Source organism: Geoalkalibacter ferrihydriticus DSM 17813, from assembly GCF_000820505.1.
Taxonomy (GTDB): domain Bacteria; phylum Desulfobacterota; class Desulfuromonadia; order Desulfuromonadales; family Geoalkalibacteraceae; genus Geoalkalibacter; species Geoalkalibacter ferrihydriticus.
The window spans coordinates 387405-399344 of the sequence record NZ_JWJD01000002.1 but is presented as its reverse complement, the minus strand read 5'-3'; the positions used below and the strand labels follow the sequence as shown (position 1 = coordinate 399344).

Sequence of the window (11940 nt, the reverse complement as noted above, 5' to 3'; positions counted from 1 at the left end):
TCCTCCTCCGAAAGCGGGGTGTTTTTTTGCCGATTCAAGCTCCTCTTAAGCCCGGATCTCACGGTTTCAGGTTAAAATGAACTGTTTTCCCTGATCCTCTCCGAAACCTTGCGAAAATGGAAGCCGTACACGGCATAAGTGATAGCCAGCGGAAACAGCCGCGGTTTTCTGAAGAGCGACCAGAAGAAGAGTTTCCAGAAATGAAGTCGCTCCTTGCCGATAATGCCCAGCAACAGAATTGACTTAAACAGTGCGCCCAGATGCCCCTGCTGCAGATGAAACTTCCCGAGGGCGCGCGGCTGATATTCCCCAAAGAGCTTAATGACCCGCTGATAGTACTGCTTGGGGTCATAGATGGTGTCGAGGATTGTCTGATAGCCGGCGAGGAGGGCTGCGGGCTGCATGCGCGGGACAAAATTGAGGTCGGTCGCGGTGTTGTCTCCGGAAGAGTCTTTGAGCAGCCGACCTTCGTGCTCAAGGCGCTGGTGGAGTTTGGTGCCGCGCATGGCTGAGAGCACTCCGACCATGGCGGTGACGATGCCGCTTTCCTGAATGAATTTGATCTGGCTTTCAAAAATGTCCGGCGAATCGCTGTCAAATCCGACGATGAAGCCGCCATGCACCTGAAGTCCGGCGTGCTGGATGCGTTTGACGGACGCCAGTAGATCACGGTTGCAGTTCTGCGTTTTTCCGCTTTCGGCAAGCCCCGCCTCATCGGGCGATTCGATCCCGATAAACACTTCTTCAAAGCCGGCCCGGACCATCAGGTCCATCAGTTGTGGATCATCGGCAAGATCGATAGACGCTTCCGTGTAAAAATAGAAGGGATAATCTCTCGCCGCCATCCAGTCGATGAGGGGAGGCAAGACCTCACGCTTGAGCCTGGGTTTGTCGCCGATAAAATTGTCGTCGACGAAAAAAACCGCGCCACGCCAACCGCGTACATAGAGGCTTTCCAACTCGGCCAGGATCTGGGTCGGACTCTTGCTGCGCGGTCTGCGCCCGAACAGGGCGGTAATGTCGCAGAATTCACAGTCAAAGGGGCAACCGCGTCCGAACTGAATATTCATGGCGGCGTAGTCGCGCATATTCACCAGATCCCAGAGGGGAATAGGTGTCTGCCTGAGCTTTGCCCAGCCATCGGCGGTGTAGATACGCCGGGGCGTGCCCTGGTGCAGATCCTCCAGAAACAGGGGCAGGGTGATTTCCCCTTCGCCCAGCACCAGATGGTCGACCTCAGGGAAATCCCCATGGCAGGAGGTGAACAGGGGACCGCCGGCGACGGTTTTCACCCCCAGGCGGTGGCAGCGTTCAATGATTTCGCAGGCCGAGGGGCGCTGGATGCTCATGGCACTGATGAAGACGTAATCGGCCCATTGCAGGTCCGCGTCGTCGAGAGGGCGCACGTTCATGTCGACAAGCCTTTTTTCCCAGGTTTCGGGCAGCATCGCCGCCACCGTCATAAGGCCCAGGGGCGGAAAGCTCGCCTTGCGCCCGATGAATTTCATGGCGTAGCGAAAACTCCAGAAGGTCGCGGGGTAGTGAGGATAAACGAGAAGAATCTTCATGAGCACACTCCAGAATCACGCGCTGCCGATCATTGCGAAAAAATCACCACGCTATAGGGACCGATGGACAACCTGGCGTAGCAGGGCAGGCCGTCTGTCTCTCCCGGTTCGGCACCGACGTCGGTGCTTGGATGATTGCGGAAATCGTCGTTGTAGCCTTGCCAGTCGCTGTTGAAGCGCAGCGTCCAGGTGCCTTGCGTCGGAAAGCCGATGACGTAGTTTTCCTGCGCCTCGCGATAAAAGTTGGCAACCACCACCACATCATCCCCCGGCCCGCCCTTGTCCCAGCGGTGAAAGGCGATGACCTTGCGCTCTTCGTGCAGATGCGTGACTTGGGTGAACTGGCCGCACAGGCCGCGGGTAAAGCCGTTGTGATTGAGCCGCAGCCGGATCAGGTCGCGGTAGAGCCGCACGATGCCGCGGAATTCCTCGCACTGGTCCCAATCGACGGGCACCGTGTCGCGAAACCAGCCGCCTTCGAGAAATTCCTGGCCCTGAAAGATCATGGGGATGCCGGGGGCGGTAAAGACCATGGCGGCAGCCAGGGTTGAGCGTTTGCGCGCATGCCAGCCCTTGGGATCGTCGGGATTGATCTCCTGGGGAACGCGCTGCAGGCCGTTGGCCACCTCGTCGTGGGATTCGCTGTAGATGACCCGGTCGAAGGCGTCATCGTTGTAGCGGTAGCAGAGGGCATCGCGGATTGCAGCGAGAGAGCGCTGCTCATCGGCAGGAGTGACCACCGCCAAACGAATCGGGTGGACGAACATGGCGTCCCACTGCGAGGCGAAGCCGGCACCTCCGGCGCCGACGTCCTTGGTGAGCCAGCGGTTGTTCATCAGATCCTCTGCGATGGTGATGCGGCCGGGAAATTTCCGCGCCACCTCGTCGTTGATCCATTGCAGCAGGTTCCAGCCTTCGGGAAGCTCGTGGTCGGTCCCATTGACGGTGCGGATGAACTGGGTGCAGTCAAAACGCAGGCCGTCCACGTGGTATTCTTCCAGCCACATCAGGACGTTGTCGCGCAGATATTGTCGCACTTCGCCGCGACCGTAGTCGGGCCGGGTTTCTCCCCAGGGCGTGTGCGCCCGCTCGTCGTTGTAGAAATAGATGCCGCCGCGACCGTTCTCGCTCCAGCCGTCGAATTGCCAGAGGTCGAGATCGCTGGGGCCCAGGTGGTTGTACACCACGTCGAGGATCACCGCGATGCCCTCCTGGTGGGCGCGTTTAACGAACTGTTTAAAGGCCGTCGGGCCGCCGTAGGCTATTTCCACCGAGAAAATGTGAGAGGGGTTGTAGCCCCAGGAGCGATCCCCCGCGAACTCGCCCACCGGCATGATCTGGATGGCATTGACGCCGAGCTTTTTCAAATGCCCAAGGCGCGCTGAAACCGAGGAAAAGTGGGCCGGCAGGTTGAGCTTTTGCTCATCGTTGAAGGTGCCGATGTGCAGTTCGTAGATGACCAGCTCGTTCCACGACGCAACGCGAAAGTCATCCCCCTCCCAGTCAAACTGCGCGTCATGCACGATGGCGTTGCCGACCGAGCTGGTGACCTCTCGGGCATAGGGATCAATGCGTGACAGCGCGCCCTGCTCGGTGGTCAGCAGGAACTTGTATTCATCGCCAATTTTCGCCTGCGCCACATCCGCATACCAATAGCCGTTCTCTTCGGCGTGCATGGGATGGCTGGTGCCGTCCCATGCGTTGAAAGAGCCGACCACCGCAACTTGCCGTGCATGCGGCGCCCAAACGCGAAAGGCCACGCCCCCCGCGTGAGGGATGGCCCCCATCCCCGTGATTTTCTCTGTATTGCTCATAAAAAAGTGCCTTTCGCGTTGCAGCGCAGCGACCTTAGTCGAGGGTGAAAAAGAAGGTTGCGCCTTGGCCCTTTTCGCTTTCGGCCCACACCCTGCCGCCGTGGCGCCTGACAATCCTCTCCACGGTGGCCAGCCCGATGCCGTGACCCTCAAGGGCCGTGCCGGGGAGACGCTGGAAAGGAAGAAACAGCCGATCGGCATACGCCATGTCGAAGCCCGGTCCATTATCCCGCACAAAGCAGGCTCGCTTTCCGTCAACAGAGGTTACGCCGAATTCAATCACCACGCCCGCGCGGTTGCCGGCGTACTTGTAGGCATTGCCAATGAGGTTGTTCAGTACCACCCGCAGCAGATCCGGATCAGCGTCGGCCCGGATTCCCGGGGTGACGTGGAAGGTGCAGCGGCAAGCATCGGCCGCCAGGATCTGTTCCTTCACCAGGGATTTGGCGATGGCGCTCAGGTCGACGGATTGCCGGTGCACCTCGCCGTTGGCGACGCTGGAAAAATCGAGCAGGGTGTCGATGAGTCGGCTCATGGCCAGGCTGCCCTGGTAGATTTCCTCAAGATATTCCGTGGTTTTTTCGGCGCGCTCCGTGCTGTCCAGGCTCTGGATGACCTGACAATAGCCGTTGATGGTCATCAGATGTTGGCGCAGGTCGTGGGCAAGGGTGTGATTGAAGGCGTCCAGTTCGATGTTGGCCGCTTCCAGTTCGTCGCGGGACTGGCGCAGCTCGTTATTCTGCATTTGCAGTTCGATCTGGTGAACCTGGAGTTCGTGGACAAGCCTGCGCGCATCCTGGTCTGGGGGTGGTTTCTGAAATCCCCCTTTGGCTAAACGCAACTTTTCCTCCGCCAGACGGCGTAGGTCAGCGGCATCCTGAATGCCTTTATTTAATCTCGGACCAGCCATGCACCCTCCTCCAATACGTCCATTAATGACCCTGGATTACAGCCACCGGCTGAATAAATTGACAAACCATCCCTTAATTCTGGGCAGAAAGGGGCGTGTTTGCCACTGATCCCAGTGAATTTGCATGGAGTTGGCGAGATCTGCGGCAAACATTTTTTCCATCTCCTCGGCAAATTCGACGCTCAAAATAACCGCATTGACTTCGTCGTTGTGCAACATGCTCAGAGAATCCATATTGGTTGAGCCCACGGTGGACCAGACCCCGTCAATCACCGCGGTTTTCGCATGCAGCAGGGACGTGCCGTGCTCATACACCTTGACTCCCGCCTTCAGAAGGGGTGCATAGTGATGCCTCTGCGCGAGAAGTGCTAATTGGGAATCGGTGATTCCGGGAAGAATGATCCTGACGTCAACATCGCGTTCGGCCGCCGCGCAAAGGGCCTTCACGATCTGCCTGTCAGGGACGAAGTACGCATGGGTCAGATAGACCGAATGTCGCGCAAAAGTGATGGCCGACACATACATGACAAAAGGGGCGCGGTTGGTTTGCCCCGGTGCACTGCCGAGGACGCGCACCAGCACCGGGCCTCTTTCCTTCAGGTCGGGAAACTGGTTGTCCTCGGCGAGTTCCGGCCCCTGCTGATTCTGCCAGGTGTCCAGAAAGAGTTTTTGAAATTCAGCAACGGCCGGACCCTTGATTTCAATGTCGGTGTCGCGCCAGTGAATGGGCGCGACCTGATTCTTCTTGCGGTGAAAAGGGCCGCTCGAATACACCTTGCTGATGTTGATGCCGCCGACGATCGCTACCTTGCCGTCGACGATCAGCATCTTGCGGTGGTTGCGATGGGTCAGCCCCCATTTCCTCTGCGCCTTCATGGGGTTGATCGGGTTAAACTCGACCACCTGAATGCCGCCGTCGCGCAGACGCTGGAAAAAAGCCGAGGGCGTGTTTATGCTTCCCAGGCTGTCGTAAATAAGGTTGACCTGAACACCTTGCGCCTGCTTCTGCAAAAGCAGGTCGGCAAACTGCCTGCCAGTCTCATCATCCTCAACGATGTAACTTTCAAGGTGGATATGGTGCGTACTGCTCTCAATCGCCTCGAACATGGCGTCATAGGTTTCCTGCCCATCGGTGAGCAAACGGACCTGGTTGCCTTTGGTCAGCGGGCTATCGCTCACCGACTCGACCACCACCGTGTGTCGCGCTAGAACATCCGTTGGAGCGACCGATTTTTCCAGTCGCTCCATGATTGTTCTGCTTTCCTTGGCAGAGAGCAGGCCTTTGAGTGAATAAATTCGAAAGTCACTCTGTGACGTCGATGCGTCATCCATCACTTCAGTGACGTTTGGCAATGCCTGACACCCGCTGCCAGAGTTCAAAACCAATATCAGGAAAATCCATGAACAGACGTATTTAAAAACCATCCTTATGGCCCTCCCGCATGAGAGGGGAAGCTTTTGTCCTTCTATCCGCCTGGGCTATCGGACAATCAAATTGTTTTTTACCGATTCGACTCCCTCGACAGCGCGGGCAACTTCGCCTGCTTTTCTGACACTCTGCGCCGAATCAACAAATCCACTTAACTGAACGACACCCTTGAATGTTTCAACACTAATCTGAAGAACTTTCAGATCCGGCTCCGCAAAAATTGCAGATTTTACTTTGGTTGTAATGACCGTATCGTCAAATTTCTCTCCGGTGCCTGATCTTTTGTCAGTCGATGCACATCCAATAAATGCAGCGACAACGAACAGACAGACCATGAATTTAAAAATTTTTTGAAAGTATAACATGAGGTTTTCTCCTATGTGTTTGTGATTTAGTAACCGTCGGTTACCAGCGATACTCTCGTTAGATTAGTGTCTCGCTGGACTGTCACCGTTCAATATCGAACTGAGTGAAGGAAGTAACTCTTTGTGCCCAGGGAGCGTGGACGAGCGTTCAGAATCAAATGATTCCAACCCAACCGAGGAGGAAATGGTATTGAATCGGATTTCCGGCTTATTTTCAAGCTGGCTCAAGGCGCCGATCAATGCGTTGAATATAACGGACTGCATGTGAGTTTCGAGATCTTCACGCGTATCCCACACCTCCTTGAAGACAAATGCGTTTTCCTCCTCCACATCGGTGAAACAGTTGCAACTTAAACACCCCGGTTCCTGTCGAACGACCTCAAGCGCCGCTTGCAAGGTTTGTAGAAAGTCCAAACGCTTACTGGGTGGTACGTTAATCCTTATGTTGGCTTCAATCATGAAATACCCCTTAGCCCCAGCCAACGGCATGACCGAGTTTCCTGATGGCTCTGATTTTCAGTCTTCTAAAGTCTGCCGGTAAGCATCAAGAGAAGGAGAATCAGAAGTATTAAGCCCAGTCCCCCACTGGGGAAATATCCCCAGCTTCTGCTGTGGGGCCAGGTCGGCAACGCGCCCAGAAGCAGCAAGATCACGATGATGAGCACGATTGTCCCGATCATAGGGAAACTCCTTTCACCTGCTCAGACCTTTAATGAGCCTTTCGGCCTGAAACAAAGCCCACCACCACAAGGATCAAGGCAATGACGAGCAGCAGGTGAATAAATGCACCCAACGTATAGCCGCTCACCAAACCCAGCGCCCACAGAACGACCAGTACAATTGCGATTGTCCACACCATGATGTACTCCTCTCTGACTGATTATCCTCACCATCGATCAATGAAGAAGTATAACCCCCGATAGTGATGATCCAGTCGCTTGGTTTTTATGGCTACTCGTCGAAAGCATCCTTGACTTCACCAACTTTTTTCTGTGTTTTCCCGGCAGCTATTTCTGCTTTGCCTTTGGCTTCCAGTTCTTTGTTTTTACTGAGCTTTCCTGCGACTTCCTTCACCTTTCCCTTCACTTCGTGGAACGTTCCCTGCGTTTTGTCCTTAATGCTTGAATTCATGCTTTGCTCCTTTCCTCCAGCCGGAAAATCCGTTGGATTAATGTGGGTACGCGTTTCATTCTCATTATGTATACCGCAACGAACATGCCACATGTCTGGATTTTGGTGAATCCGCGCAGGCACTTTGTTTCATTAAAGAAATTGAGTTTTTTGTGGTTCAGGTGAAGAGTTTGTCCCCGGGGAGTTTCCGCCATATTTGACAAAGCCGCCATATGTGGCGGAATGGATTGTGGCCGCAATGGCACGTATGTTTTTCAAGGACGGACAGGTGCGCATTTTCGACTATACTTGATAGTCATCAAGGGGGCGCAGAGGCGAGTTCAAACTGCGCTAGCGTCTCTTCGCCGAGGTTGGAACATCGCGCATCACCCCCAGCGAATCCAAGGGAAATCATGCCATGGCAAAGACACTTAAAATCATTCTCGGGGTCTTCGGCGGACTGATCGCTCTACTTGTCGTCGCTACCCTGGCGTTGTTTCTTTTTGTTGACGCAGGCGCCTACAAGCCCCAGTTGGAAGCAATCGGATCAAGGGCTCTAGGGATGGACGTCCACGTCGAAGGGCAGGTGGACATGGGCCTTTTTAAGGGCTTGAATTTCACTCTCGAAAACGTGCGCGTGGTCAACCGGGATTCCGAGGTTGCCGCCATTGCTGAGGTCAGGGCCGGGATTGAGATTCTCCCTTTGCTTAAAAACGAAGTTCGGCTCAGAAAGGTTGCTCTCATACAACCGCGGATTCACATCGAGCGGGATGTTGACGGAGTTTTCAATTTCGAAAAAACGAAAACCGATAAGCCCGACCGCATAGAGCAGGTTCTGGAATTCTCGAATGTGTCTCTTGCCAATGCCAGTCTTCACTTCACAGACAGACACTCAGGGCTGGAATTCGCAGCGAAAGATTGCAGCCTTGAGCTTGATCACCTGCGGCGTGCAACCGGACAGCGCGCTGATCTCTTGAAGAATCTTTCCCTCACGGCAGAACTCGCCTGCGGGGAATTCAGCGCCAACGATGTCACGGCGACTGACTTGACGCTTTCGGTCCAAGGGCAGGATGGAATCTTCGACGTTGATCCGATCAGGATGGATCTTTTCGGAGCGCAAGGCTCGGGGAGCCTTCATGGCGACTTTGCAGGTGAGGATCCGCTCTATTCGGTTCGGTATTCCCTGCCGCAGTTTCAGATCGAGGAGTTCTTCAAAACACTCTCGGCGGAACAGGCCGCGGAGGGCTTACTGGATTTCTCCGCGAATTTGTCCATGCAGGGAAATACGTTGCCGCAGTTAAAGCAAACCGCCGAAGGAAAAATTTTACTGGAGGGAGAAAACCTGACGCTGACCGGCATCGATCTTGATGGGGTGTTCTCGCGTTTTGAGTCCAGCCAGAACTTCAATCTCATCGACGTCGGCGCGTTCTTCTTTGCCGGGCCCTTGGGCTTGGCTGTCACCAAGGGATATAATTTTGCAAAAATTTTTCAGGGATCGGGTGGCCGCACAGACATTCAAACGGTGATCTCTGAGTGGCAGATCCAAGGCGGGGTCGCAAATGCCGCTGATGTCGCCATGGCGACCAACGAGAACCGCGTTGCCCTACAGGGAGAGCTCGATTTCGTCAACAATCAGTTCAATGATGTCATCATCGCACTGATCGACGGCCAGGGTTGCGCCATGGTGCAACAGAGAATCCATGGCAGCTTTCGCGAGCCGGTGGTGGACCAGCCGAGTTTCCTCAAAACCCTTGCCGGGCCGGCTATCGAATTGTTCGAGAAAGCCCGCAGCCTTTTTCCGGGAGGAGAGTGCGAAGTGTTTTACACAGGCTCCGTGGCGGCGCCGAATTGATAGGAACCACACAAACACTAGCGCGTTGGCGTCTCCGCTCCGGCGGTAGAAGAAACGGTATTGACGCGGATCTCCGGTTCCTGGGGGAGAAGTTTCATGGCGCCGAGCAGCACGCCGAAATGGCCGAATTGCAGGTGGGTATCCAGGTCCTCACTGATTTTCCATTCTTCCCTGAAGAAAATCCGGTTATCCGCTTCAATATCTATGTAGCAATGGCAACTCACGCAGCCCCTCTCCTGCCGAATCGGGCCAAGTACGGCCCTGAGGGTTTGCAGGATCTCCTTGCGCTTTTCCGGCGGCACCTTCAACGTGATCGAGACGTCGATCATGGCATTCATCCGGCAGACTGGGACATGTCGCTACCCCACGGTGATGTTGGAGAGAGAATCTAGCAGTCCAAAAACCTTCAGAAGCCATATAACGACGGCAATCACCACCACGGCATTCAAAATCATTTTTATGGACCCAGCCATGGGGATGAAGCGGTTGACCAGCCAGAGAAGAACGCCGACCACGATCAGAACAATGATGACTTCAACTAACGGCATGAGTTGGTTACCCCTTTTTTCTCAATTGCGTTGATTTAAGATTTTTTGGCCCCTACGACGAGCAGAACGATACCGCCTACAAGCGCAATGGCGCCGACAATAGGCGGAAGCGGCAGTGTTCTCTGGCGATCTGCGGTCACTTGCAGTGGGCCGAGATCGACGACCTTTTCTCTCGATGTGTAATTAATGCCCTGGTAAGCAAACGCCATAACAGCTATGACAATGAGGATGATGCCGGTTATCGTAAGTGGTTTCATGTGAATTCTCCCGATTGCCCTGTGTTGTTTAGTCAAGGTGATGATTGTGAATATCCGTCGCTTCACGCGTGGGATGTGCCGGAGTTGCCGGCTATTGCATTGCTGCAACCGCCGGCAACTTTCTATTTTTCACCTGATATCTAGTCGACGGTCATCTGGTTGTTTACTTCTTGCACGCCGTTTACATCCTGGGCGAGTTTGGTGGCCAGATACAATTCAGCCGCATTGTTTGCTTTGCCACTCAAGGTAACGACGCCGTCTTTCGTCTCGACCTTGGTTCTGAGGGCACTGGTTGAGCGGTGAGTCGCCAACGTCGCCTTGACCATGGCGGTGATGGAGGCGTCATCAATTTTGTCGCCGACAGTGCGGGCATCCTTCGCGGCGGTTTTGTCACTCTGTTTGTCGTCCTTGCGGGCATCTTTCGCTGCGGTCTTGTCAGCTTTCCTGTCGTCTTCTTTTTTTGCGTCCCTGGCCACGGTCATCTTGTTGATAACCTTTTTGACCCCTTCAATATCTCTGGCATATTCAGTCGTCAGGTCAATTTGTGCTTGATTGTCCGCTTCGCCCTGCAACGTGACGATGCCGTCTTGGACGTCAACCTCGGTTTTGAGGCCGCTCACGCTGCGATGGTACAGAAGAGTGGATTTGACTTTCATCATGATCCACGTGTCCGACATCTCAGCGGGGCGCTCCCCTTTGAGTTCCAGCTTGTTGTCCACACTCTTGACCCCGGAAATGTTCGCCACTGTTTCGGTGGCCAAGGCCTTGTGAGATTCCTCGGTGACGGTTCCCGTCAGGGTGACGACGCCGTCTCTGGACTTGACTTCGATATCCGCATCCTTGAGGAAGGTTTTAAACACATGGGACTCTTTGGCTGACTTTTCGATGCGGTTGTCCAGATCCGAGGCCTGGACCGGAGAGCTGAACACCAGCACTGCTGCCGATGCCATGATAAGAGCCAGGTATTGAAATGTTTTCATGCGACGTGCTCCTTATAACGTGGTTTTTGTTGTCTTTGCCCCGCAGGCCAGATGCCCTGGAGCCTTGGTTACGTACTAACCGTGACGGTCAGTCCTCGAAAACCTTCTTGACATCACCGGTCTTTCCCTGAGCCTTGCCGGCGACTTTCTCAGCTTTGCCTTCGCCCTCGAGTTTGCGATTTCCGGCGATCTTTCCCGCGACCTCCTTTGTTTTTCCTTTGGCTTCGTGCAGTTTTCCTTCCGCTTTGTCCTGGTTGCCTGACTTCATGAGATCCTCCGCTTGTTGGTAGGGGGGGGCGGCTTCCCAGCAAAAGTCCTTGAAGAGAACCTGTCCCCGTTCGTTGAACTCGTTGATTGCGCTTTGCGACATGTTCACACCTTTCAGGGATTGGAAAAATCCCAAAGAAACCGGTTCATTTCAGTCTTGAAAGATTCGTTCAGAGCAATCATCTGACTCCTCTGCGCTGTCGTTTACTCTATCGCAACGAGCGTACCAGAAATGTCTGCCCGTTGAGCGTGGGTAAGTTGTTGAATTTGTGGTGAAAAAGCTTTAGTCGAAGAACGGGGAGGTGAGAAGCCGCCAACTGAATCCGTCACATTTAACATAGCTGCCAAATATGACCGAATATGTTGGAGCAAGCATTGCATCGGTACATTGCATGGCTAAATACTCCCTATGGCGCCCTGCTCATAGCTCCTTCGCAAGTTCCTGATCAGGTTCCGAAGGGTCGGGATCGGCCCTGCGCCTCTGCTGCTCGCGCCGTCGTCCGATGGTGCTTTCGAGTAATCGGACCAACTTGTCTGCGGCGCCGCTGATGGCCAGATCCAGGCTCTCAGCCTGGTGTTTGACCGCGATCGGCTGACTTCCTTTGAGGCGGGCCTCCAGCATGCAGCGCATGTCCTCATAGCCCTCCTTCTTGTCGCTGTTCTCGTCACTCAAGTGGATCTCCACGCGCGTGATGTGATCGCTGTAGTGACTCAGAGAACTTTCCACAACGCCACTTATCTCAGCGGCCCTGTCCTTCTGCATTTCGATGTTGTGACCTGTGTTGACCTGAATTTGCATGGTGTTCTCCTTGGTCGTCGCGATTGGTTCAATAGCGGTAA

16 protein-coding genes are annotated in these 11940 nt (G+C 54.5%); 1 reads left to right on the top strand and 15 read right to left on the bottom strand.

What is annotated here, in order from left to right:
• Nucleotides 1-71: 71 nt before the first annotated feature.
• The 9 genes from GFER_RS08005 to GFER_RS07970 all read right to left on the bottom strand — a co-directional run bounded on the left by GFER_RS08005 (nt 72) and on the right by GFER_RS07970 (nt 7217).
• Nucleotides 72-1568 carry a B12-binding domain-containing radical SAM protein gene (locus GFER_RS08005; RefSeq protein WP_040098194.1) on the bottom strand — a complete coding sequence of 499 codons (1497 nt, stop codon included), beginning with the start codon at nt 1566-1568 and terminating at the stop codon, nt 72-74.
• Nucleotides 1569-1597: 29 nt separating this feature from the next.
• Entirely contained in the window at nt 1598-3382 is a 1785-nt protein-coding gene (locus tag GFER_RS08000; protein ID WP_052446179.1) for an alpha-amylase family glycosyl hydrolase, read from the bottom strand.
• Between the two features lie 34 nt (nt 3383-3416).
• Nucleotides 3417-4292, bottom strand: coding sequence for a sensor histidine kinase (locus GFER_RS07995; protein ID WP_052446177.1), 876 nt, complete (start codon nt 4290-4292; stop codon nt 3417-3419).
• A 36-nt stretch (nt 4293-4328) separates the two neighbouring features.
• Nucleotides 4329-5540, bottom strand: a complete 1212-nt coding sequence (cls, locus tag GFER_RS07990; protein ID WP_235264034.1) for a cardiolipin synthase — start codon at nt 5538-5540, stop codon at nt 4329-4331.
• A gap of 231 nt (nt 5541-5771) precedes the next feature.
• Entirely contained in the window at nt 5772-6086 is a 315-nt protein-coding gene (locus GFER_RS07985; protein ID WP_040098190.1) for a BON domain-containing protein, read from the bottom strand.
• Between the two features lie 63 nt (nt 6087-6149).
• A complete protein-coding gene (locus tag GFER_RS07980) occupies nt 6150-6545 on the bottom strand; it encodes a putative quinol monooxygenase (RefSeq protein ID WP_082047991.1) in 396 nt (131 codons plus the stop codon).
• A 65-nt stretch (nt 6546-6610) separates the two neighbouring features.
• Entirely contained in the window at nt 6611-6766 is a 156-nt protein-coding gene (locus GFER_RS18210; protein ID WP_040098188.1) for a DUF3309 family protein, read from the bottom strand.
• Nucleotides 6767-6795: 29 nt separating this feature from the next.
• Nucleotides 6796-6945, bottom strand: a complete 150-nt coding sequence (locus tag GFER_RS18640; protein WP_139171954.1) for a lmo0937 family membrane protein — start codon at nt 6943-6945, stop codon at nt 6796-6798.
• 92 nt (nt 6946-7037) lie between these two features.
• On the bottom strand, nt 7038-7217 hold the full coding sequence (locus GFER_RS07970) for a CsbD family protein (RefSeq protein WP_040098186.1): 180 nt from the start codon (nt 7215-7217) through the stop codon (nt 7038-7040).
• 397 nt (nt 7218-7614) lie between these two features.
• On the opposite strand from GFER_RS07970, the gene GFER_RS07965 reads away from it, so the two are divergent.
• Nucleotides 7615-9048, top strand: a complete 1434-nt coding sequence (locus GFER_RS07965; protein ID WP_040098184.1) for an AsmA family protein — start codon at nt 7615-7617, stop codon at nt 9046-9048.
• Nucleotides 9049-9065: 17 nt separating this feature from the next.
• Here GFER_RS07965 and GFER_RS07960 read toward each other — a convergent pair whose 3' ends face one another.
• The 6 genes from GFER_RS07960 to GFER_RS07935 all read right to left on the bottom strand — a co-directional run bounded on the left by GFER_RS07960 (nt 9066) and on the right by GFER_RS07935 (nt 11899).
• A complete protein-coding gene (locus GFER_RS07960; RefSeq protein ID WP_040098183.1) occupies nt 9066-9377 on the bottom strand; it encodes a putative quinol monooxygenase in 312 nt (103 codons plus the stop codon).
• Nucleotides 9378-9407: 30 nt separating this feature from the next.
• Nucleotides 9408-9596 carry a Thivi_2564 family membrane protein gene (locus GFER_RS07955; RefSeq protein WP_040098180.1) on the bottom strand — a complete coding sequence of 63 codons (189 nt, stop codon included), beginning with the start codon at nt 9594-9596 and terminating at the stop codon, nt 9408-9410.
• Between the two features lie 35 nt (nt 9597-9631).
• Complete coding sequence (locus GFER_RS07950; RefSeq protein ID WP_040098178.1) at nt 9632-9853, bottom strand: hypothetical protein; 222 nt, start codon at nt 9851-9853, stop codon at nt 9632-9634.
• A 140-nt stretch (nt 9854-9993) separates the two neighbouring features.
• The gene (locus GFER_RS07945) at nt 9994-10833 is read right to left on the bottom strand and encodes a BON domain-containing protein (protein ID WP_040098176.1); all 840 of its coding nucleotides are present in this window, start codon (nt 10831-10833) and stop codon (nt 9994-9996) included.
• 88 nt (nt 10834-10921) lie between these two features.
• Nucleotides 10922-11203: a CsbD family protein gene (locus GFER_RS19595; protein WP_279615510.1), complete on the bottom strand. Its 282-nt coding sequence runs from the start codon at nt 11201-11203 to the stop codon at nt 10922-10924.
• Between the two features lie 318 nt (nt 11204-11521).
• Nucleotides 11522-11899 carry an HPF/RaiA family ribosome-associated protein gene (locus GFER_RS07935; protein WP_040098174.1) on the bottom strand — a complete coding sequence of 126 codons (378 nt, stop codon included), beginning with the start codon at nt 11897-11899 and terminating at the stop codon, nt 11522-11524.
• Nucleotides 11900-11940 lie beyond the last annotated feature (41 nt).